The sequence below is a fragment of the Streptomyces sp. NPDC020884 genome, from assembly GCF_044333935.1.
GTDB lineage: Bacteria > Actinomycetota > Actinomycetes > Streptomycetales > Streptomycetaceae > Streptomyces.
This window is the reverse complement of the sequence record NZ_JBIRRY010000014.1, coordinates 145,967-166,992: the sequence shown is the minus strand read 5'-3', so window position 1 is coordinate 166,992 and position 21,026 is coordinate 145,967. Positions and strand designations below refer to the sequence as shown.

The window sequence follows — 21,026 nt, the reverse complement described above, 5'->3', positions numbered from 1 at the left end:
CCGAGGACTCCGGGACAGCGGCGGCGTACGGGACGCCTGGGTCACGCGGGGCGTCGGTGACGGAGTGCGTCGGCCGGCGGACGGCGGGCGTGAGCCGGCCGTCCGACGGCAGGCTGCGTCAGTAGCGCTCGATGGCCGGCGGGTCGACGTACGCCGAACCCGACAGGCCCAGCGTGGCCTCGTAGATCTTCTTGTACGTGCCGTCCTTGACGCGCTCCTCCAGCGACTTGCTGATGGCCTCGCGGAGCACCTTGTCGCCCTTGTCCAGGCCGACGCCGTAGGGCTCCTCGGTGAACGGCTCGCCGACGACGTGGAGCTTGCCGGAGTTGGCGGCCGCGTAGCCCTTGAGGATCGAGTCGTCCGTGGTGACGGCGTCGATCTGCTTGGTCAGCAGCTGCTGCACGCAGTCGGAGTACTTCGCCAGCTCGACGACGCTCGCGCCGTACTCGGGCTTCTTGATCTCCTGGAGCGGCGTGGAGCCGACGATCGAGCAGACCTTCTTGCCCTTCACCGACTCCTTGCCGGTGATCGACTTGTCGTCCTTGCGCACCAGGAGGGCCGCGCCGGCCTTGTAGTACGGCCCGGCGAAGCCGACCTGCTTCTTGCGCTCGTCGTTGATCGTGTAGGTGCCGACGTAGTAGTCGACCTGGCCCTTGGAGATGGCCGTCTCACGGACACCGGAGTCGACGGTCTTCCACTCGATCTGCTTCTCCGTGAAGCCGAGGTCCGCCGCGACCATTCTCGCGACCTCGATGTCGAAGCCGGAGCGCTCCTTGGTCGACTGGTCCTCGAAGCCCAGGTACGGCTGGTCGGCCTTGGCGCCGATGATCAGCTTGCCGCGCTCCTTGGCCTTCTTGAAGACCGGGGAGTCCAGGGTGACGTCCTTGGCCACGGTGTACGTGGGCAGCTCGGGGGCCTCGGAGGAACCGGGCTTCGTGCCGCCCGGTTTGTCACCGGCGGAGCCCTCCTTGCCGCCACACGCGGTCGCGGTCAGGGCGAGGACGGCGATGGCCGCGACGGCGGCGGACTTACGGAGCTTCATGTGAACAATCCTTAGGTCGTAGGTCGTTGTCGTCAGTGGTGAAGGATCTTCGACAGGAAGTCCTTGGCCCGGTCGCTGCGCGGATTGCTGAAGAACTGGTCGGGCGTCGCCTCTTCGACGATCTTCCCGTCGGCCATGAACACGACGCGGTTGGCGGCGGAACGGGCGAAGCCCATCTCGTGGGTGACGACGATCATCGTCATCCCGTCCCGGGCCAGTTGCTGCATGACCTCCAGGACCTCGTTGATCATCTCCGGGTCGAGCGCCGACGTGGGCTCGTCGAAGAGCATGACCTTCGGGTCCATGGCCAAGGCCCGTGCGATCGCGACGCGTTGCTGCTGGCCGCCGGAGAGCTGCGCCGGGTACTTGTCGGCCTGTACGCCGACGCCCACCCGGTCGAGCAGGGTCCGGGCCTTCTCCTCCGCCGCCTTCTTGTCGGCCTTGCGGACCTTGATCTGGCCCAGCATGACGTTCTCCAGCACCGTCTTGTGTGCGAAGAGATTGAACGACTGGAAGACCATGCCCACGTCGGCACGCAGCCTCGCCAGCTCCTTGCCCTCCTGGGGCAGGGGGTTGCCGTCGATCGAGATCGCTCCCGAATCGATCGTCTCCAAGCGATTGATCGTGCGGCACAGCGTGGACTTGCCGGACCCGGAAGGCCCGATGACGACCACGACCTCGCCACGGGCGATGGTCAGGTCGATGTCCTGGAGCACATGCAGCGCGCCGAAGTGCTTGTTGACGTTGCTCAGTACGACCAGGTCGTTCGCCGCAGGCGCGGCACCCTCGGCGTCCTTGGTCACTGAAACTCCGCTCATCGGCTTCTTGCTCCGTCCTCCTCGGTTGACCAGGACCCTAATGACGCAGTGCGACCAACGTCATTACATCTGAGCGGAAATTGAGCATAACGATCCGGCGGCAACCGGACACTCCGTGTGAACGGGACGCCTCGCGCATCCCCGGGGCGTACCGGGTGCATAACGGAAACCCTGCTGTAACCGGCAGGGTCTTGACTGGTGGGCCGCTCATCGGCGTGGATGCCTTGAGCGAGGAAGACGTGAAGCGCCGGCGAACGGGCAGCCTCGACGGGGATCCCGTGGATGAAGCGCGGGTTAATGTCGGGCTTCACCCGGTGACGCCGTGCGACGGTGATGCCTGCGAGGCGGCGACGCGAACGACCCGAGGGCCTCAGGGCCCTGGGAGACACGGAGAGGAGGGCCATGAGACTGCTGCTCGTCGAGGACGACGACCATGTCGCGGCGGCCCTGTCCGCCGTGCTCGCCCGGCACGGATTCCAGGTCGTGCACGCCCGCAACGGCGAGGAGGCCCTGCGTGCGCTGCTGCCCGCCGAGAAGGAGCCCTTCGGGGTGATCCTCCTCGACCTCGGCCTGCCCGACCAGGACGGCTACGAGGTCTGCGGGAAGATCCGCAAACGCACCGCGACCCCCGTGATCATGGTCACCGCCCGCGCCGACGTGCGCTCGCGCATCCACGGACTCAACCTCGGCGCCGACGACTACGTCACCAAGCCGTACGACACCGGCGAGCTGCTCGCCCGTATCCACGCGGTCGCCCGGCGCACCACCAGCGGTGAGGACACCGCGCCGACCCCCGCCGCCGCCCTGCGCCTGGGCCCGGTCGCCATCGAGCTGCCGACCCGCCGGGTCAGCGTCGGCGGCGAGGAAGTCCAGCTCACCCGCAAGGAGTTCGACCTGCTGGCCCTCCTCGCCCAGCGCCCCGGCGTCGTCTTCCGCCGGGAACAGATCATCAGCGAGGTCTGGCGCACCAGCTGGGAGGGGACCGGGCGCACCCTGGAGGTCCACGTCGCCTCCCTGCGCTCCAAGCTGCGGCTGCCCGCCCTGATCGAGACCGTGCGGGGCGTCGGCTACCGGCTCGTCGCGCCGTCCGCGTAACCGACGGGTACGTTTCCCCGGTGCGCTCCCGTCTGCTCCCGCTGCTCATCGTCCTGATGGCCGCCGTCCTGCTCACCCTCGGCTTTCCGCTCGCGGTCAGCGTGGCGGCGGCCGAACAGCAGCGCCTGGTGATCGACCGGATCGACGACACCGCACGGTTCGCGGCCCTGGCGCAGGCCATCACCGACACCTCCCCGGAGAGCGAGGAGCGCCGCCGCACCCTCCAGACCGACCTGGAGGTCTACGCCTCGGTGTACGACATCCGCGCCGGCGTCTTCTTCCGGGACGACCGGGCCCTGGCCAAGGCCCCCGGCTTCTGGAGCCTGCCCGCCGAGGGGGAGGGGCGCACGGCCTTCAACGAGGCGCTGCTGGGCCGCCGCTCGCACGACCCGCCGCAGGTCTGGCCCTGGCGCGACGGCCGGGTCGTCGTCGCCTCGCCCGTCGTGCGCGACGGCGACGTGGTCGCCGTGGTCGTCATCGACTCGCCCACCGGGGAGATGCGGTCCCGGATCCTGCGCAGGTGGCTGTTCATCGGCCTCGGCGAGGCGCTGGCCATGCTGGTGGCCGTCGGTGCGGCCGTCCGGCTCACCGGCTGGGTCCTGCTGCCCGTACGGACCCTGGACGCGGCCACCCACGACATCGCCGGCGGCCGGATGCGCTCCCGGGTCGCCGCCTCCGCCGGGCCGCCGGAGCTCAGACGTCTGGCGCGCTCCTTCAACGAGATGGCGGACAACGTCGAGGACGTGCTGGAGCAGCAGCGCGCCTTCGTCGCCGACGCCTCGCACCAGCTGCGCAACCCGCTCGCCGCCCTGCTGCTGCGCATCGAGCTCCTCGCCCTGGAGCTGCCCGAGGGCAGCGAGGAGATCGCCGCCGTGCGCACCGAGGGCAAGCGGCTGGCCCGGGTCCTCGACGACCTCCTTGACCTCGCGCTGGCCGAGCACGCCGAGGCGGACCTCCAGCTGATCGACATCGTCCCGCTCACCGCCGAGCGGGTCGCCTCCTGGCGACCGATGGCGGAGCGGGAAGGCGTGGGCCTCACCCTGGACGGGGCCCTGGCGGCCACCGCCTGGGCCGACCCCATCGCGCTCTCCAGCGCCCTGGACGCGGTGATCGACAACGCCCTGAAGTTCACCCCCGCCGGTCAGGACGTCCAGGTCACCGTCGCCGCCGGAGCCGCCATGGCGACCGTCGTGGTCGCCGACCGGGGCCCCGGCCTCACCGAAGCGGAGCTGGCGCGGGTCGGGGACCGCTTCTGGCGCAGCACCCGCCACCAGAACGTCAGCGGCTCGGGCCTGGGCCTCTCCATCTCCCGGGTGCTGCTCGCGGCGGGCGGCGGCTCGATCGCGTACGAACACCACGAGCCGAACGGTCTGCGGGTGACCGTCTCGGTGCCCCGCGACCTGCCGGGCGGCGGCTGAGCCCAGGGGCCGCCGGGGGCCGCGCCGGGGCCGCCGGGGGCTCAGGAGGAGCGACCCCTCACGGCCTCACCGGGGGTTCCGGCTCACCGGCTCACGGCTTCACCGAGCGGTAGTAGTCCTTCGCCCCGTCGTGCACGTCCAGCGGATCCGTGTAGATCGCCGTCCGCAGATCCACCAGCTGCGCCGCGTGCACCTCGCGGCCGATCCGGTCCCGGCTGTTGATCACCGTCCGGGTGAAAGCCTCGGTCATCGCCGCGTCCGTACGGTCGGTCGTGACGAGCAGGTTGGAGACGGCGACCGTGGGAACCGACTGACCCTGCTGGGCCTGTGGATAGGCGTCGGCGGGCATCATGGCCGACCGGTAGAAGCGGGTGGGGCCCGTCGCCGCCTGCAGATTCGCGACCAGGGCGGCCTCCAGCGGCACCAACCGGATGTCGAAGCGCTGCGACAGCTCCTGCACCGCGGCGGTCGGCAGCCCGCCCGACCAGAAGAAGGCGTCGAGCCGGCCCTGCGTCAGCCGTACGGGCATGGTGTCGATGCCCACCGGCACCGGCGTGATGTCGTCGGCCGGATCGAGCCCTGCCGCCGCCAGCAGCCGGTCCGCGACCAGCCGCACCCCGGAGCCCTCCTGGCCGACGCCCACCCGCTTGCCCCGCAGGTCGGAGACCTTGCGGACGTCGGAGTCGCGCGGGACGACCACCTGCACGTAGTCGTCGTACAGCCGGACGCAGCCCCGCAGCCGCTGGGCCCCCGGCCGGCCGTCGCGCAGATAGGTGGCCACGGCGTCGGCGGTGGCGATGGTGAAGTCCGCCTCGCCCGTCGCCACCCGGGCGAGGTTCTGCTGCGATCCCTCACTGGTCCGCAGCCGTATGGACACCTCCGGCATGTCCTTGGCGAGCGCGCCCTCGAGCCGCTCCCCGTACCGCTGGTAGACGCCGCTGGGCACGCCGGTGGAGAAGGTGAGGGACCCGCTCGGGTCCCCCGCGTCCCTCTGGGGCTGCAGCCACCACGCGAGCAGCCCGAGCACGACCGCGAGGACGGCGCCCGTCTGCAGGGTGCGTCGGCGGCCGAATCGGGACAGAGCGTGGAACATGCGCGCGATCCTGCCAGCTCACCCGCCTCCCTGGCCAGGTCTCCCCGTGAGGCCCGGCCCACAGCGCCCGGGAAGGGGACGGGAGGGGGCCGCCCGGCAACCGCCTACCCTTGTCCCATGAGCAGCGGCAACCGGAGCGAAGCAGTGGACGTCCAGAAGAGCTACGAGGTGCGCACCTACGGGTGCCAGATGAACGTCCACGACTCCGAACGGCTGTCGGGTCTCCTGGAGGGCGCCGGTTACGTCCGGGCGCCCGAAGGCTCCGACGGCGACGCCGACGTCGTCGTCTTCAACACCTGCGCGGTGCGGGAGAACGCCGACAACAAGCTGTACGGGAACCTCGGCCGCCTCGCGCCCATGAAGACCAAGCGCCCCGGGATGCAGATCGCCGTCGGCGGCTGTCTCGCGCAGAAGGACCGCGACACCATCGTCAAGCGGGCCCCCTGGGTCGACGTCGTCTTCGGCACCCACAACATCGGCAAGCTGCCGGTCCTCCTGGAGCGCGCCCGCATCCAGGAAGAGGCGCAGATCGAGATCGCCGAATCCCTGGAGGCCTTCCCCTCCACCCTCCCCACCCGCCGCGAGTCGGCCTACGCCGCCTGGGTCTCCATCTCGGTCGGCTGCAACAACACGTGCACCTTCTGCATCGTCCCGGCGCTGCGCGGCAAAGAGAAGGACCGCCGCACCGGCGACATCCTCGCCGAGATCGAGGCCCTGGTCGCCGAGGGGGTCTCCGAGATCACCCTGCTCGGCCAGAACGTGAACGCGTACGGCTCCGACATCGGCGACCGCGAGGCCTTCTCCAAGCTGCTGCGTGCCTGCGGGGCCATCGAGGGTCTGGAGCGCGTCCGCTTCACCTCGCCGCATCCCCGGGACTTCACCGACGACGTCATCGCCGCCATGGCCGAGACGCCGAACGTGATGCCGCAGCTGCACATGCCGATGCAGTCCGGATCGGACAGCATCCTGAAGGCGATGCGCCGCTCCTACCGCCAGGAGCGCTTCCTGGGGATCATCGAGAAGGTGCGCGCCGCGATGCCGGACGCCGCCATCTCCACCGACATCATCGTGGGCTTCCCCGGCGAGACCGAGGAGGACTTCGAGCAGACGATGCACGCCGTCCGCGAGGCACGGTTCGCCAACGCCTTCACCTTCCAGTACTCCAAGCGTCCGGGGACCCCGGCGGCCGACATGGACGGCCAGATCCCCAAGGAGGTCGTCCAGGAGCGGTACATGCGCCTGTCCGCCCTCCAGGAGCAGATCTCCTGGGACGAGAACAAGAAGCAGGTCGGCCGCACCCTGGACGTCATGGTCGCCGAGGGCGAGGGCCGCAAGGACGGCGCCACGCACCGCCTCTCCGGTCGCGCCGCCGACAACCGCCTGGTCCACTTCACCAAGCCCGCCCAGGACGTGCGCCCCGGCGACGTGGTGACCGTCGAGATCACCTACGCCGCCCCGCACCACCTGCTCGCCGAGGGCACGCCGCTCGCCGTGCGCTCCACCCGCGCGGGCGACGCCTGGGAGAAGCGCACCACCGAGGCCGCCGCCAAGCCCGCCGGAGTGATGCTCGGCCTCCCCGGCATCGGCGCCCCGGACCCCCTCCCGGCAGTCGCGGCCCCGGCTTGCGGCATCGGCTGACGGCTCGGCATCGGCCGGCTGCTCGAGCGCGGCCGGCGGCTCCGGTGTGACTCGAGGCTCCGGTGCGGTCGGCGGCTCGGCATCGGCTGACGGCTCCGGTGCCGCTGGTGGCTCCGGAGCGACCGGCGGGCCGCCGCCTGCACGGGGCTTCCCGGCCGCACGCCTCCTCGCGGCCGACCGGCCCCGCTCACGGCTCCTGCCCACGCCGTCGGCCCCGGCTCCCGGCCAGTACGCTGACCGGCATGCTTGTCGCCGCCGCCGTGTGCCCCTGCCCGCCGCTCCTGGTGCCCGAGGTCGCCGCCGGGGCCGCCCCCGAACTCGAAGCCGCGCGTGACGCGTGCCTCGACGCCGTGGGCGTGCTCGCCGCCTCGCGCCCGGACCTGCTCGTCGTCGTGGGGCCGGGCGACGACCGGTCCGCCGGGCCCTACCCGGCGGGTGCGCACGGCACCTTCCGGGGCGTCGGCGTGGACCTCGACGTGAGGCTCGGCGACGCGCCCCCGGACGCCGCCGCCCCGGACCGGCCGCTGCCGCAGTCCCTCACGGTGGGCGCCTGGCTGCTGGGCCGGGCCCACTGGGCGGGCGCCCCCGTGGAAGGGCTCGCGGTGGCGGAGAGGGAAGCCGCCGAGGAGTGCGCGGAGGCCGGACGTGCCCTGGCCCGACGGGCCGAGCGCGTCGCGCTCCTGGTGATGGGCGACGGCAGCGCCTGCCGCACCCTCAAGGCACCCGGCTATCTCGACGAGCGGGCCGCCGCCTTCGACGTACGGGCCACCGAGGCGCTCGGCTCGGCGGACCTCGACGCCCTCGCGGCGCTCGACGCCACGCTCGCCCACGAGCTCAAGGTGGCCGGGCGGGCCCCCTGGCAGCTGCTCGGCGGCGCGGCGCGGGGCAGCCGTCTGGCCGGACGGCTGCTGTACGAGGACGCCCCGTACGGAGTGGGCTACACCGTCGCCGCCTGGTCCTGAACAGACCGGCGACGGGTGCGGGGCACGCGGCCTCCGCACCCGCCGCCGGGGCACGACCGCCGCGTCAGGAAGCGGGCGGCGGCGGAGGAGGGGTGCCCCCGTCCTTCTGGCCCAACTTGTCCACGGCCTCCTTGGCCTTGCGCGTACCCGAATCGATCTTGTCGCTGTACTTGCCCTTGGTCTTCTGGTCGACCGTGCGCGCGGCCTTGTCGAGGCCCTGCTCGATCTTGCCCCCGTGCTGCTGCGCGAGGTCGCCGACCTTGTCCTTGGCCGGTCCCAGCTTGGCCTTCAGGTTGTCCAGGAACCCCATTGGGTCACCTTCCGTGCAGTGAGGACTGTTCGCGGGAGCGTTCTCCCGCCCCCATTGTCCGTCACCTGTCCGTTCCTGCCGTTTTTACTCGCCCTATAGCGTTTCCGAGCGCATCCTTGACGTCGCCCTCCGTGCCCGGAACGCGTCTCCCACGACAGTCGGCGTGTGCGGGAGGGCCCCGGATATTTGGGAGACTGTCCCGGTGACCCCTCCCGCTCCCGCCCCCCGCGTCATCACCGTCGTAGGCCCCACCGCAGCCGGAAAATCGGATCTGGGGGTCTTTCTCGCCCAGCGGCTCGACGGCGAGGTGATCAACGCCGACTCCATGCAGCTCTACCGGGGGATGGACATCGGCACCGCGAAACTGACGTTCCCCGAGCGCGACGGCGTGCCGCACCGACTGCTGGACATCTGGGACGTCACCGAGGCCGCCAGCGTCGCCGAGTACCAGCGGCTGGCCCGCCTGGAGATCGACCGGCTGCTCGCCGAAGGGCGCACGCCCGTCCTGGTCGGCGGCTCCGGGCTGTACGTGAAGGGCGCCATCGACGCCCTGGAGTTCCCCGGTACGGATCCCGAGGTGCGCGCCCGCCTCGAAGCGGAGCTGGCCGAGCGCGGCTCGGGCGCCCTGCACGCACGGCTCGCCGCCGCCGACCCGGACGCCGCCCGGTCCATCCTGGCGACCAACGGCCGCCGCATCGTCCGTGCCCTCGAAGTCATCGAGATCACCGGCAAGCCCTTCACCGCCAACCTCCCCGGCGACGAGCCCGTCTACGACGCCGTGCAGATCGGCGTCGACGTGGACCGCCCCGAACTGGACGAGCGCATCGCCCTGCGCGTCGACCGGATGTGGGAGGCGGGGCTCCTGGAGGAGGTGCGCGCCCTGGAGGCGTCCGGGCTGCGCGAGGGCCTCACCGCCTCGCGGGCCCTCGGCTACCAGCAGATCCTCGCGGCGCTGGCGGGGGAGTGCACCGAGGAGGCCGCGCGGGCCGAGACCGTGCGCGCCACCAAGCGCTTCGCCCGCCGCCAGGACTCGTGGTTCCGCCGCGACCCGCGTGTCGTGTGGCTCGGCGGCGGACACCGTGACCGGGCGGAACTCCCGCACCGGGCGCTGACGTTGGTCGAACGGGCGGTCACAGCCTGATCACGTGATGGCATCGGGAAGCTCCGCCCGTCAATTCGGCACCCGTGATCGTGCCATCATCGAGCATCGATCCACCAGTGGAGTCCGAGTTGGGAGGGCGCGTGGCGATGGAGGCCGGCCCTCGCAACACGGAGCAGCGCGACACGGAGCACGACGTGCCGTCACCGCGGGAGACCGCGGGACGGCTGAGCCCGGACGGGCCCGACGAGCAGGACGTGACCCCCGAGGTCGAGGTCGAGCTGCGGCCCACCCGCAAGCTGCGGATCTGGCAGCTCGCGCCCATCGTCGTGCTGGCCGCGGTCGGTTCGCTGATGTTCGCCTTCCCCCTCGCCTTCGAGTTCGGTGACGGTGGAGCCATCGTCGCCATGCTGGGGCTCCTGATCAGCTGCTGCGCGGCCGGCTGGGGCATGATGGCGGCCCGCCGCGTCGGCCACACCTGGCCGGGACTGCCCTCCCGCGGCTCGGGCGACCGCCCCGACTGGCGGGTGATCGCGCTGTACGCCGCGACCGGCGTCGCCCTGGTCGCCCTCGCCGTCTGGCGCGTGGCCCGACTGCGCTGACGGCCTCGCGCCCGGACGCCGGAAACCGGTGGCGCCGCCCGCGGACCCCGGACCTCCGGTCCGATCGTGCGGGTTGTCGGCGCCGCCTCGTACAGTTGGCGTGTGAGCACCTCCCAGATCGCCTTCCTCAAGGGTCACGGCACCGAGAACGACTTCGTGATCGTCCCGGACCCGGACAACGCCCTCACGCTGCCCGCGGCCGTCGTGGCCCGGCTCTGCGACCGCCGGGCCGGCATCGGCGGGGACGGCCTCCTGCACGTCGTGCGGTCCGCCGCCCACCCCGAGGCGCGGGACCTGGCGGACGCGGCCGAGTGGTTCATGGACTACCGCAACGCGGACGGCTCGATCGCCGAGATGTGCGGCAACGGCGTCCGCGTCTTCGCGCACTACCTCCAGCGCGCCGGGCTCGTCGAGGAGGGCGACCTCACCGTCGCCACCCGGGGCGGCCCCAAGCGCGTCCACCTGGCCAAGAACGGCGACATCACGGTCTCCATGGGACGCGCCCTGCTGCCCGAGGAGAGCGTCACGGTCAGCGTCGGCGACCGCAGCTGGCCCGCCCGCAACGTCAATATGGGCAACCCGCACGCGGTCGCCTTCGTCGACGACCTGGACCATGCGGGCGACCTGCTCACCGCCCCGCCCGTCCGACCCGAGGCCGTCTACCCCGAGGGCGTCAACGTCGAATTCGTCGTCGACCGGGGCCCGCGCCACGTCGGCATGCGCGTCCACGAGCGCGGCTCCGGCGAGACCCGCTCCTGCGGCACCGGCGCCTGCGCGGTCGCCGTCGCCGCCGCCCGCCGGGACGGCGCCGACCCCGCCGGGACCGGCCTCCCCGTCACGTACCGGGTGGATCTCCCCGGCGGCACTCTCGTCATCACCGAACATCCCGACGGCACGATCGACATGACCGGCCCCGCCGTGATCGTCGCCGAGGGCGTCATCGACCCGGCCTGGCTCGACACCGTGACCGGCTGAGAACCGGCCGTCGAGGGGTGTGCGAAGCGGCCATCGGCCGGTTTCGCTCGAAACGGTGATCGGCTCGAGCTTCGCTCGAATGGGTGATCCGTTTCACGCTGGGCGAGAGCTGGACTGCGCCACGTGGTGGGGTCGATAGCATCAAGCACCGGCCCCGAAGGGCATCCGCTCCTCCCCAGCGCCGGTCGACGTCGCCGGAGGTGCCCATGAGTGCAGAGGCCGCCGATCCGGGCGCTCCCCTTCGCAGGCGGAGCCGCCCCCGGATCGATCTGCGCAGACTGGGCCGGGTGGCGCTGCGCGGCCCGGTCTCCCGCGACCGGCTGCCCGACGCCATCGGCCATGTCGCCGAGGCGCACCGGGCCCACCACCCCGATGCCGACCTGACCATCCTGCGCCGGGCCTACGTCCTCGCGGAGTCCTCGCACCGCGGCCAGATGCGCAAGAGCGGCGAGCCGTACATCACGCACCCGCTGGCCGTCACCCTGATCCTCGCCGAGCTCGGCGCCGAGACCACCACGTTGACCGCTTCGCTGCTCCACGACACCGTCGAGGACACGGAAGTGACGCTCGATCAGGTACGCGAGCAGTTCGGTGACGAGGTGTGCTATCTCGTCGACGGCGTCACCAAACTGGAGAAGGTCGACTACGGCGCCGCCGCCGAACCGGAGACCTTCCGCAAGATGCTCGTCGCCACCGGCAACGACGTCCGGGTCATGTCGATCAAGCTCGCGGACCGGTTGCACAACATGCGCACCCTCGGTGTGATGCGCCCCGAGAAGCAGGCCAGGATCGCCAAGGTCACCCGGGACGTCCTCATCCCGCTCGCCGAACGGCTCGGCGTGCAGGCGCTCAAGACCGAGCTGGAGGATCTGGTCTTCGCGATCCTGCACCCCGAGGAGTACGAGCACACCCGCGCCCTGATCGCCGCCGCCGCGGGCCCGGACGCCCCCCTCGAAACCATCGCCGACAACGTGACGCACACCCTGCGGGACGCGGGCATCAGCGCCGAAGTCCTCATCAGGCCGCGCCACTTCGTCTCCGTGCACCGGGTCCGCAGGAAACGCGGCGAGCTGCGCGGCACCGACTTCGGACGGCTGCTCGTGCTGGTCGGCGAGGACGCCGACTGCTACGCCGTCCTCGGTGAACTGCACACCTGCTTCACCCCGGTGATCTCCGAGTTCAAGGACTTCATCGCCGCCCCCAAGTTCAACCTGTACCAGTCGCTGCACACCGCGGTCGTCGGCCCCGAAGGCGCCGTCGCCGAAGTCCTCATCCGTACGCACCGGATGCACAAGGTCGCCGAGGCGGGCGTCGTCGCGCTGGGCAACCCGTACGCCCAGGACGGCACCGCCGCCCAGCAGACCGAGCCGTCCGACGAGCGCGCCGACCCGACCCGGCCCGGCTGGCTCTCCCGGCTGCTGGACTGGCAGGAGTCCGCCACCGACCCGGACACCTTCTGGACCACCCTGCGCGACGACCTCGCCCAGGACCGCGAGATCACCGTGTTCCGCACGGACGGCGGCACCCTCGGCCTGCCCGCCGGGGCCAGCTGCGTCGACGCCGCCTACGCGCAGTACGGCGACCGGGCCCACACCTCCATCGGGGCCCGGGTCAACGGCCGCCTCGCCACCCTGAGCACGGCCCTCAGCGACGGCGACACCGTGCAACTGCTGCTCGCCCAGGACACCGCGTCCGGTCCCTCGCCCGACTGGCTCGACCATGTCCGCACCCCCGCCGCCCGGATCGCGATCACCGGCTGGCTCACCGACCACCCCGACGAGGCGAAGCCCACCCCCTCGACGATGACGTCCGTGGTCGCGGGCGGACCGGGCCAGGGCGAGCCCCCCGCCGGCGCCCCGGAACGCGACGCTCCGGGGGCTGCCGCACCGGCGCGCACCCGCTCCGGCCCCCGCGCCACCGGCGTCGTCGTCGACGGGCCGGGCGCTCCGGTGCGGCTGGCCGGCTGCTGTACGCCGGTGCCTCCCGACGAGCTGGCCGGCTTCGTCGTCCGCGGCGGCGCGGTCACCGTGCACCGCCGGGAGTGTCCCGCCGTCGCCGCGATGCAGGAGATCGGCCGCGCCCCGGTCGGGGCCCGCTGGGCGGACGCCGGGGGCCGGGAGGCCGACGCGGGCTGCCGGGTCACCCTCGTAGCCGAGTCCTTCGGCCGCCCCCGGCTCCTCGCCGACCTCACCGAGGCCATCGCCACCGCCGACGCGGCGATCGTCTCCGCCACCGTGGAGCCGCCGAGCGAACAGCGGGTCCGCCACACCTACACCCTCCAGCTCCCCGACGCGGCGGGCCTTCCCGCCCTGATGCGCGCCATGCGCGAGGTCGCCGGGGTCTACGACGTCAGCCGCGCCCAGCACCCGGCCCCGGCCGGCTGAGCCGCCCCCGGAGGCGACCCGCCCCGGCCGGCCGCGTCGCGCCCCCACGGGCGGCGCGTTCTCGTTCGAGTGGTGCGGCGCGCGGCTCCCCGCCGGGGCGGCGATGCGCTGATAGCGGTAGTCCATGCCGCTCCTCACCCGCCGCCTGCGCGCCGCCCTGCTGGCGACCGCCTCGGCCACCCTCGTCGCCGCCACCCTGCCCGCCCCCGAGCCCCTGGGCATCGGCGACCGCCTCTTCCCCGAGCTGGGCAACCCCGGCTACGACGTGTCCGCGTACGACATCGCCCTCACGTACCACGGCAGCAACACCAAGCCCCTCGACGCCGTCACGAAGATCAGGGCCCGCACCACCGCCCCGCTGGACCGGATCAACCTCGACTTCGCCCGGGGCACCGTCCACGCGGTCGAGGTCAACGGACGGGCCGCCGACTTCGCCGGCAAGCGCGAGGACCTGGTCGTCCGGGCCCCCCACCGCCTCCCCGCGGGCGTACCGCTGGACATCACCGTCCGGCACACCAGCGACCCGAGCGGATCCGGGGACGACGGCGGCTGGGTCCGCACCGCCGACGGGCTCGCCATGGCCAACCAGGCCGACGCCGCCCACCGTGTCTTCCCGAGCAACGACCACCCCTCGGACAAGGCGTACTTCACCTTCCGGATCACCGCGCCCGAGAAGCTGACGGCGGTCGCGGCCGGACTGCCCGCGGGGAAGACCCGGCACGGGGCCACGACCACCTGGACCTACCGCACCGAGCACCCCATGGCCACCGAACTGGCCCAGGTCTCCATCGGCAGCTCCGCCGTCCTGCACCGCACCGGCCCGCACGGACTGCCGGTGCGCGACGTCGTCCCGGCCGCCGACCGGAAGAAGCTGGAACCCTGGCTGAAGAAGACCCCGGCCCAGCTGGAGTGGATGGAGAAGCAGGTCGGCCGCTACCCCTTCGAGACGTACGGGGTGCTCGTCGCCGACAGCCCCCTCGGCTTCGCCCTGGAGACCCAGACCCTCTCGCTCTTCGGGAAGTCCTTCTTCACCGAGCCCGGCTACCCGGAGTGGTACGTCGAATCGGTGATGATCCACGAGCTGGCCCACCAGTGGTTCGGCGACAGTGTCTCGCCCGCGACCTGGTCCGACCTGTGGCTCAACGAAGGACACGCCAGCTGGTACGAGGCCCGGTACGCCGAGGAGAACGGCGGCGGGACCCTGGAGCGGCGGATGCGCGAGGCGTACAAGCTCTCCGACGGCTGGCGCGCGGACGGCGGTCCGCCGGCGCACCCGGACGGCCCGGCCCCGGGGCAGAAGCTCAGCCTGTTCCGCCCGGTCATGTACGACGGCAGCGCGCTGGTGCTCTACGCCCTGCGCCAGGAGATCGGCGCGGCCGCCTTCGACCGGCTGGAGCGCGCCTGGGTCCGGGTGCACCGGGACTCCACCGCGACCACCGGCGACTTCACCCGGCTGGCGTCCGGTATCGCGGGACGGGACCTGACCGCCTTCTTCGACGGCTGGCTCTACGGGAAGAAGACCCCGTCGATGCCCGGACACCCGGACTGGAGCAGCGCGAAACCCGCGTGACGGGCCGGGCGGGGCCGTGCCAGTATCGACACGTCGGCGCGGCGGACCGCACCGGAGTTCCCGGCAGGGAATCATCCGGGAAGATCACACGTTGTGACCGACGTAAAGACTTCTCTCGACGTAAGGATCCAATGACCTCCTCTTCTTCCCTTCCCCAGGACGCGCAGGACGCGCAGAGCGCCACGGAGAACACCCCCGAGAGCCTCACCGAGAGCCTTCGGGCCGACGCCCTGATGGAAGAGGACGTCGCCTGGAGCCAGGAGATCGACGGAGCACGGGACGGCGACCAGCTGGACCGCTCCGAGCGTGCCGCGCTGCGACGCGTGGCCGGTCTCTCCACGGAGCTCGAGGACGTCACCGAGGTCGAGTACCGCCAGCTGCGCCTGGAGCGCGTCGTGCTGGTGGGCGTCTGGACCTCGGGGACGGTGCGCGACGCGGAGATCTCCCTCGCGGAGCTCGCCGCACTCGCCGAGACGGCGGGCGCCCAGGTGCTGGACGCGGTGTACCAGCGGCGCGACAAGCCGGACCCGGCGACCTACATCGGCTCGGGCAAGGCGCTGGAGCTGCGGGACATCGTGCTCGAGTCCGGTGCCGACACCGTCATCTGCGACGGTGAGCTGAGCCCCGGCCAGCTGATCCACCTGGAAGACGTCGTCAAGGTGAAGGTGGTCGACAGGACCGCCCTGATCCTCGACATCTTCGCCCAGCACGCCAAGTCCCGAGAGGGCAAGGCGCAGGTCTCGCTGGCCCAGATGCAGTACATGCTGCCGCGGCTGCGCGGCTGGGGTCAGTCGCTCTCCCGTCAGATGGGCGGCGGCGGTTCCAGCGGCGGTGGCGGCATGGCCACCCGTGGACCCGGTGAGACCAAGATCGAGACGGACCGGCGACGGATCCGCGAGAAGATGGCGAAGATGCGCCGGGAGATCGCGGAGATGAAGACCGGCCGCGAGATCAAGCGGCAGGAGCGCAAGCGCAACAAGGTGCCTTCCGTCGCCATCGCGGGATACACCAACGCGGGCAAGTCCTCGCTGCTCAACCGCCTGACCGGGGCCGGCGTCCTGGTGGAGAACTCGCTGTTCGCCACCCTGGACCCGACCGTCCGCCGGGCCGAGACGCCGAGCGGCCGCATCTACACCCTGGCCGACACCGTCGGGTTCGTCCGGCATCTGCCGCACCACCTCGTCGAGGCGTTCCGCTCCACCATGGAGGAGGTCGGCGAGTCCGATCTCATCCTCCACGTGGTGGACGGCTCCCACCCGGTGCCGGAGGAGCAGCTCGCCGCGGTGCGCGAGGTGATCCGGGACGTCGGCGCGGTGAACGTACGAGAGATCGTCGTCATCAACAAGGCGGACGCGGCGGACCCCCTGGTCCTCCAGCGGCTGCTGCGCAACGAGAAGTACGCCATCGCCGTCTCGGCCAGGACCGGCGCCGGCATGGACGAGCTGCTCGCGCTCATCGACGCCGAGCTGCCCCGCCCGTCCGTCGAGATCGAGGTGCTCGTGCCGTACATCCAGGGGGCGCTGGTCTCCCGGGTGCACGCCGAGGGCGAGGTGCTCTCCGAGGAGCACACCGCCGACGGCACCCTGCTCAAGGCCCAGGTCCACGAGGAGCTGGCCGCGGAGCTCGGGACGTTCGTCCCCGCCGCGCACTGACGGCGGCGCGACCGCGCGAAAGCCGAAGGCCCGGCCCCGGAAAGGGCCGGGCCTTCGGCGTGGTCGGCGGCCGGGATCAGCGGCCGGCGAACTTGTCGGTCATCATCGTGAAGGTGCTGCGGGCGTCCTCACCGAGCTGGGGTCCGGCCAGCCAGCCCGAGGTGACCGGGCCGATCGAGGTGTTGGACACCAGCATCGACTTCCCGTCCGGCCCGGCGACGAACCAGCCGCCGCCGGAGGAGCCGCCGGTCATGGTGCAGCCGATCCGGTACATGGTCGGGGTGCCCGGGGCGATCGAGAGCCGGCCGGGACGGTCGACGCACTGGTGCATCAGCAGGCCGTCGTACGGCGGACCGGCCGGGTAGCCCCAGGCGCCCATGCCGCTGATCTGCTGGACCTCCGGAGCGTCGAAGGAGACCGGCAGCGCGTTGCCCACCGTCTCCTCCAGGGACTTGGTGCCGCTCTCCGGCTTCACGTGCAGGATCGCGTAGTCGTACGGCGCGCCGTCGCCGCCCGTCGGGCCGCCGCCGGAGATCCACTCGCCGGAGGACGCGGCCCAGTCGGCCCAGTAGGTGCCGTAGGGCGCGATCTCCTGCGGCTGCGCGGTCCGCAGCTGGGCCGCGGACTTGCCCTGGTCGTTGTACGAGGGCACGAAGACGATGTTGCGGTACCAGCCGCCCCCCGCGCCCGCGTGCACACAGTGCCCCGCGGTCCACACGAGGTTCGACCGGCCGGGGTTCTTCGGGTCCTTCACGACCGTGCCCGAGCACACCATGGAGCCCTTGGGGGAGTCGAAGAAGACCTTGCCGACCGGGGCGGCGTGCTGGTGGTAGGGCAGCTTCTCGGGCTTGGCCTGCACCGGCGCGGGCTCCGGGTCGCTGACGTCCTGCCCGGCGGAGAGGTCACCGGCCGCCATGGTCTTGGCGGGTTCCTCGGCCGAGGACATCCGGTCCGGCTTCCAGAGGCCCTCGATGACCGGGTTGACGAAGTCCTCGGCCTTGCGCAGCCAGCCGTCCTTGTCCCAGTTCTTCCATTCGCCCTTCTTCCACTTCTCCGGGTCCACCCCGTGCTTCTCCAGGGCGTCGCCCAGATCACCGGGAAGACCGGCGGCGGGGCCCTTGTCGGCCGCCCCGTCGGTGGCGGACGGCTTGGGAGCGGCGGCGTCCTCGTCCGGGCCGCAGGCCGTGGCCGTCAGTGTCAGCGCCGCCAGGAGGCCGGTCGCGGCCAGCAGCGGACGTATCGATCGCATGGAAGAGATCCCCCTGAATGCCTGAGTCGTGCGGTGGTACGTATCTGTATGCGTGGGCAGTCTGTCATGTGCTTGTCATGCGCGGTCCGGGGTCCGCCGCCGGTCATCCGCGGCCCCCGGCCGGCGACTGCCGTGCCGGGGGCCGCGGAGAAGATCCGATCCCGTGCGGAGGAGCCGCCGGTCCTACTGACCCGCGTACTTCTCACTGACCGAGCGGTAGACGCCCTCGGCCTCCTTGCCGAGCCGCGGACCGGCCAGCCAGCCCGCCGTGACCGGGCCGATCGAGGTGTTCGAGACCAGGGCGGGCTTGCCGTCCTGCCCCGCCGCGACCCAGCCGCCGCCGGAGGAGCCGCCGGTCATCGTGCAGCCGATGCGGAACATCGTGGGCTGGTCCTTGGTGAGGGACAGCCGGCCCGGCTTGTCCTTGCACTGGAGCAGCTTCTGACCGTCGAACGGCGGCGCGGCCGGGTAGCCGGTGGCCGTCATGTCGGTGATCTGGGGAGCGGCGGGAGCGTTGAACTCGACCGGCAGCGCCGAACCGACGGTCTCCTCCAGCGACTTGCCGCCCGCGCCCTTCTCCGGCGTCACGTGCAGCACCGCGAAGTCGTACGGGGCGCCCTGGCCGCCGACCGCGGCGCCCTCGGCGATCCACTGCTCGGAGGTCTGGGCCCACTGGCCCCACCACACGCCGTAGGGAGCGATCTTCTCCTTGGGCGCGGTCTCCAGCTCGCTCAGGGACAGGCCGTCGTTGTTGTACGCCGGGACGAAGGCGATGTTGCGGTACCAGCCGCCCTTCTTGCCCGCGTGCACGCAGTGCCCGGCGGTCCACACCATGTTGGACTTGCCGGGGTTCGCCGGGTCCTTCACCACGGTCGCGGAACAGACCATCGACCCCTGCGGGCCGTCGAAGAGCAGCTTCCCGGCCTCCGGGGCGTTGTCGTGGTACGGCGTCGCCACACCGGCGGCCTGGACCGGAGCCGGGGTCGGGTCCGTCACCCCGTCGTCGCCGGAGATGTCGTTGTCGACCGGGTTCTCCGGGGGCTTGTCGGCCTCCCGCATCCGGTCCGGGTCCCACAGGCCGTCGATGATCGGGTTGACGAAGTCCTTGGCCTCACGCAGCCACTTGTCCTTGTCCCAGTTCTTCCACTCCCCGTCACGCCACTTGTCGGGGTCGATACCGTGCTCCTTGAGCCGGTTCTTCAGATCGTCCGGGATGGCGACCTTGCCGTCGGACGACTGGTCGGCCGAGGCGCTGGGCGTGGAGCCCGCGTTGTCCTCCTCCGGGCCGCACGCGGTGGCGGTGAGCGCCAGCACGGCGGCGACGGCCGTCGCGGCGAGCGCGCTGGAGGGCATGCGCCGTGCGCGCCTCCCGCGGCGTGCGGTATCGGTCGGGCGAATGGGTCGCATCTGGTGATCCCCCTGGGACTTCGTCACTCGGTACACGTGCTGTATTGCGGACACTTCGGGCGCCGGAGCAGGTGCTTGCGCGCCGCTGTGCGGCCCCCACTATGCCGGTGCCGATGGTGACGGTACGCGGCAGGTCCGCGGTTCCGTCGCCGCGAGGATGTTCCGATTTACCCGTGATCCATCGCGGTCGGCGTCGTTGGTACGTACGGGGGACACCAGGACAGCGTTCACTCTCCCGGTGCGTCCGCGCGGAATCGTACCGACGTGCAACGCAACTGTTACCGCAGGAGGATCAAGAGCCGTGTCCGTGACCGAACCCGCTCCGGTGGCGCCGCCCTCCGCACACGAAGGCATCCTCCGCCGCCAGTCCCTGCGCGAATCGGCGGCCCGCACCTACGCGCGGTCCCTGCCGATCGTCCCGGTGCGCGCCCGCGGGCTCACCATCGAGGGCGCGGACGGACGGCGCTACCTCGACTGTCTGTCGGGAGCGGGCACCCTGGCGCTCGGGCACAACCACCCCGTCGTGCTCGAAGCCATCCGGAAGGTCATCGACTCCGGCGCGCCGCTGCACGTGCTGGACCTCGCCACCCCGGTCAAGGACGCCTTCACCACCGAGCTGTTCGCCACCCTGCCTCGGCAGTTCGCCGACAACGCCCGCATCCAGTTCTGCGGCCCCGCGGGCACGGACGCCGTCGAGGCCGCGTTCAAGCTGGTCCGCGCGGCGACCGGGCGCACCGGCCTGCTGACCTTCACCGGCGCGTACCACGGCATGACCGCCGGGGCGCTGGAGGCCTCCGGCGGCGCGACCGACGTACGGGTCACCCGGCTGCCCTTCCCGCAGGACTACCGCTGCCCCTTCGGGACCGGCGGCGAGCACGGCGCCGCACTCGCCGCCCGCTGGACCGAACACCTGCTGGACGACAGCAAGGGCGGGGTGCCGGCCCCGGCGGGGATGATCGTGGAGCCGGTCCAGGGCGAGGGCGGCGTCAACCCCGCCCCCGACGCCTGGCTGCGCCGCATGCGCAGGATCACCGAGGAGCGGTCCATCCCGCTCATCGCCGACGAGGTGCAGACCGGGGTCGGCAGGACGGGCGCGTTCTGGGCCGTCGAGCACAGCGGCATCGTGCCCGACGTCATGGTCCTGTCCAAGGCGATCGGCGGTTCCCTGCCTCTCGCTGTGATCGTCTACCGCGCTGAGCTGGATCTTTGGCAGCCGGGCGCGCACGCGGGTACGTTTCGTGGCAACCAGCTCGCCATGGCGGCGGGCGCGGCCACGCTCGCGTACGTCAGGAAGAACCAACTGGCCGACCGTGCGGCGGTCCTGGGGGCCCGGATGCTCGCCCGCCTGACGGAGTTGCGGGCGCATCACCCGGGAATCGGTGACGTACGGGGGCGTGGACTGATGATCGGCCTGGAGCTGGTGGATCCCGAGCGCGCACCCCTGCCCGCCGAAGCCGGCGACCCCACCCCGGCTCCGCCGCCGGACCCGGCCCTCGCCCTCGCCGTCCAGCAGGAATGCCTGCGCCGCGGCCTCATCGTCGAGCTGGGCGGCCGGCACGGTGCCGTGGTCCGTCTCCTGCCGCCCCTCACCCTCACCGACGAACAGGCCACCGCCGTCGTCGACCGTCTCGCCGACGCGCTGGCAGCCGCGACACGCTCCCCGCACCGTCGGACCATCGCCGGGCCGACCACCTGAACCCGGAATCCCCACA

General features: G+C 72.0%; 17 protein-coding genes. 11 read left to right on the top strand and 6 right to left on the bottom strand.

Translation table 11 applies throughout. The annotated features are described in order from the left end of the window. Window positions 1-118 precede the first annotated feature (118 nt). Both ACH4UK_RS34905 and ACH4UK_RS34900 read right to left on the bottom strand, forming a co-directional pair. Window positions 119-1,042, bottom strand: coding sequence for a glutamate ABC transporter substrate-binding protein (locus tag ACH4UK_RS34905; protein ID WP_398362962.1), 924 nt, complete (start codon window positions 1,040-1,042; stop codon window positions 119-121). A gap of 32 nt (window positions 1,043-1,074) precedes the next feature. After that, entirely contained in the window at window positions 1,075-1,860 is a 786-nt protein-coding gene (locus ACH4UK_RS34900; RefSeq protein WP_398362960.1) for an amino acid ABC transporter ATP-binding protein, read from the bottom strand. Window positions 1,861-2,262: 402 nt separating this feature from the next. On the opposite strand from ACH4UK_RS34900, the gene ACH4UK_RS34895 reads away from it, so the two are divergent. Beyond that, complete coding sequence (locus tag ACH4UK_RS34895; protein ID WP_398362958.1) at window positions 2,263-2,955, top strand: response regulator transcription factor; 693 nt, start codon at window positions 2,263-2,265, stop codon at window positions 2,953-2,955. A gap of 20 nt (window positions 2,956-2,975) precedes the next feature. Beyond that, window positions 2,976-4,373: a sensor histidine kinase gene (locus ACH4UK_RS34890; protein WP_398362957.1), complete on the top strand. Its 1,398-nt coding sequence runs from the start codon at window positions 2,976-2,978 to the stop codon at window positions 4,371-4,373. 91 nt (window positions 4,374-4,464) lie between these two features. On the opposite strand, the gene ACH4UK_RS34885 is transcribed toward ACH4UK_RS34890, so the two are convergent. Then, the gene (locus ACH4UK_RS34885) at window positions 4,465-5,466 is read right to left on the bottom strand and encodes a TAXI family TRAP transporter solute-binding subunit (protein WP_398362955.1); all 1,002 of its coding nucleotides are present in this window, start codon (window positions 5,464-5,466) and stop codon (window positions 4,465-4,467) included. Window positions 5,467-5,583: 117 nt separating this feature from the next. Between ACH4UK_RS34885 and miaB the strand changes: the two genes are divergently transcribed. Further along, the gene (gene miaB, locus ACH4UK_RS34880; RefSeq protein ID WP_398362953.1) at window positions 5,584-7,104 is read left to right on the top strand and encodes a tRNA (N6-isopentenyl adenosine(37)-C2)-methylthiotransferase MiaB; all 1,521 of its coding nucleotides are present in this window, start codon (window positions 5,584-5,586) and stop codon (window positions 7,102-7,104) included. 242 nt (window positions 7,105-7,346) lie between these two features. Further along, window positions 7,347-8,066, top strand: coding sequence for a class III extradiol dioxygenase subunit B-like domain-containing protein (locus ACH4UK_RS34875; protein ID WP_398362951.1), 720 nt, complete (start codon window positions 7,347-7,349; stop codon window positions 8,064-8,066). Between the two features lie 64 nt (window positions 8,067-8,130). On the opposite strand, the gene ACH4UK_RS34870 is transcribed toward ACH4UK_RS34875, so the two are convergent. After that, window positions 8,131-8,376 carry an antitoxin gene (locus ACH4UK_RS34870; protein ID WP_030080154.1) on the bottom strand — a complete coding sequence of 82 codons (246 nt, stop codon included), beginning with the start codon at window positions 8,374-8,376 and terminating at the stop codon, window positions 8,131-8,133. A 202-nt stretch (window positions 8,377-8,578) separates the two neighbouring features. Here ACH4UK_RS34870 and miaA point away from each other — a divergent pair, with 202 nt between their 5' ends. From miaA to hflX, 6 genes are all read left to right on the top strand, one after another. After that, window positions 8,579-9,517, top strand: coding sequence for a tRNA (adenosine(37)-N6)-dimethylallyltransferase MiaA (gene miaA, locus ACH4UK_RS34865; protein WP_398362950.1), 939 nt, complete (start codon window positions 8,579-8,581; stop codon window positions 9,515-9,517). Window positions 9,518-9,624: 107 nt separating this feature from the next. Further along, entirely contained in the window at window positions 9,625-10,077 is a 453-nt protein-coding gene (locus ACH4UK_RS34860; RefSeq protein WP_398362949.1) for a hypothetical protein, read from the top strand. A gap of 102 nt (window positions 10,078-10,179) precedes the next feature. Continuing rightward, window positions 10,180-11,052 (top strand): diaminopimelate epimerase, encoded by an 873-nt coding sequence (gene dapF, locus ACH4UK_RS34855; RefSeq protein ID WP_398362948.1) that lies wholly within the window; start codon window positions 10,180-10,182, stop codon window positions 11,050-11,052. Window positions 11,053-11,258: 206 nt separating this feature from the next. Beyond that, window positions 11,259-13,436 (top strand): RelA/SpoT family protein, encoded by a 2,178-nt coding sequence (locus tag ACH4UK_RS34850; RefSeq protein WP_398362947.1) that lies wholly within the window; start codon window positions 11,259-11,261, stop codon window positions 13,434-13,436. 124 nt (window positions 13,437-13,560) lie between these two features. After that, on the top strand, window positions 13,561-15,006 hold the full coding sequence (locus tag ACH4UK_RS34845; RefSeq protein WP_398362946.1) for a M1 family metallopeptidase: 1,446 nt from the start codon (window positions 13,561-13,563) through the stop codon (window positions 15,004-15,006). 131 nt (window positions 15,007-15,137) lie between these two features. Continuing rightward, complete coding sequence (hflX, locus tag ACH4UK_RS34840; protein ID WP_398362944.1) at window positions 15,138-16,658, top strand: GTPase HflX; 1,521 nt, start codon at window positions 15,138-15,140, stop codon at window positions 16,656-16,658. Window positions 16,659-16,734: 76 nt separating this feature from the next. Here the strand turns inward: hflX and ACH4UK_RS34835 are convergent, their stop codons facing one another. Together ACH4UK_RS34835 and ACH4UK_RS34830 are read right to left on the bottom strand one after the other, a co-directional pair. Beyond that, window positions 16,735-17,907 (bottom strand): trypsin-like serine peptidase, encoded by a 1,173-nt coding sequence (locus ACH4UK_RS34835; RefSeq protein WP_398362943.1) that lies wholly within the window; start codon window positions 17,905-17,907, stop codon window positions 16,735-16,737. Window positions 17,908-18,090: 183 nt separating this feature from the next. After that, window positions 18,091-19,260, bottom strand: a complete 1,170-nt coding sequence (locus ACH4UK_RS34830) for a trypsin-like serine peptidase (protein ID WP_398362941.1) — start codon at window positions 19,258-19,260, stop codon at window positions 18,091-18,093. Window positions 19,261-19,615: 355 nt separating this feature from the next. Here ACH4UK_RS34830 and ACH4UK_RS34825 point away from each other — a divergent pair, with 355 nt between their 5' ends. Next, window positions 19,616-21,010 carry a diaminobutyrate--2-oxoglutarate transaminase family protein gene (locus tag ACH4UK_RS34825; RefSeq protein WP_398362939.1) on the top strand — a complete coding sequence of 465 codons (1,395 nt, stop codon included), beginning with the start codon at window positions 19,616-19,618 and terminating at the stop codon, window positions 21,008-21,010. Window positions 21,011-21,026 lie beyond the last annotated feature (16 nt).

What these genes read in the sequence shown, in the direction of transcription:
- ACH4UK_RS34905 (WP_398362962.1), bottom strand. Translation starts at nt 1,042, where the DNA reads ATGAAGCTCCGTAAGTCCGCCGCCGTCGCGGCCATCGCCGTCCTCGCC.
- ACH4UK_RS34900 (WP_398362960.1), bottom strand. Translation starts at nt 1,860, where the DNA reads ATGAGCGGAGTTTCAGTGACCAAGGACGCCGAGGGTGCCGCGCCTGCG.
- ACH4UK_RS34895 (WP_398362958.1), top strand. Translation starts at nt 2,263, where the DNA reads ATGAGACTGCTGCTCGTCGAGGACGACGACCATGTCGCGGCGGCCCTG.
- ACH4UK_RS34885 (WP_398362955.1), bottom strand. Translation starts at nt 5,466, where the DNA reads ATGTTCCACGCTCTGTCCCGATTCGGCCGCCGACGCACCCTGCAGACG.
- miaB (WP_398362953.1), top strand. Translation starts at nt 5,584, where the DNA reads ATGAGCAGCGGCAACCGGAGCGAAGCAGTGGACGTCCAGAAGAGCTAC.
- ACH4UK_RS34875 (WP_398362951.1), top strand. Translation starts at nt 7,347, where the DNA reads ATGCTTGTCGCCGCCGCCGTGTGCCCCTGCCCGCCGCTCCTGGTGCCC.
- ACH4UK_RS34870 (WP_030080154.1), bottom strand. Translation starts at nt 8,376, where the DNA reads ATGGGGTTCCTGGACAACCTGAAGGCCAAGCTGGGACCGGCCAAGGAC.
- ACH4UK_RS34860 (WP_398362949.1), top strand. Translation starts at nt 9,625, where the DNA reads ATGGAGGCCGGCCCTCGCAACACGGAGCAGCGCGACACGGAGCACGAC.
- ACH4UK_RS34850 (WP_398362947.1), top strand. Translation starts at nt 11,259, where the DNA reads ATGAGTGCAGAGGCCGCCGATCCGGGCGCTCCCCTTCGCAGGCGGAGC.
- ACH4UK_RS34845 (WP_398362946.1), top strand. Translation starts at nt 13,561, where the DNA reads ATGCCGCTCCTCACCCGCCGCCTGCGCGCCGCCCTGCTGGCGACCGCC.
- hflX (WP_398362944.1), top strand. Translation starts at nt 15,138, where the DNA reads ATGACCTCCTCTTCTTCCCTTCCCCAGGACGCGCAGGACGCGCAGAGC.
- ACH4UK_RS34835 (WP_398362943.1), bottom strand. Translation starts at nt 17,907, where the DNA reads ATGCGATCGATACGTCCGCTGCTGGCCGCGACCGGCCTCCTGGCGGCG.
- ACH4UK_RS34830 (WP_398362941.1), bottom strand. Translation starts at nt 19,260, where the DNA reads ATGCCCTCCAGCGCGCTCGCCGCGACGGCCGTCGCCGCCGTGCTGGCG.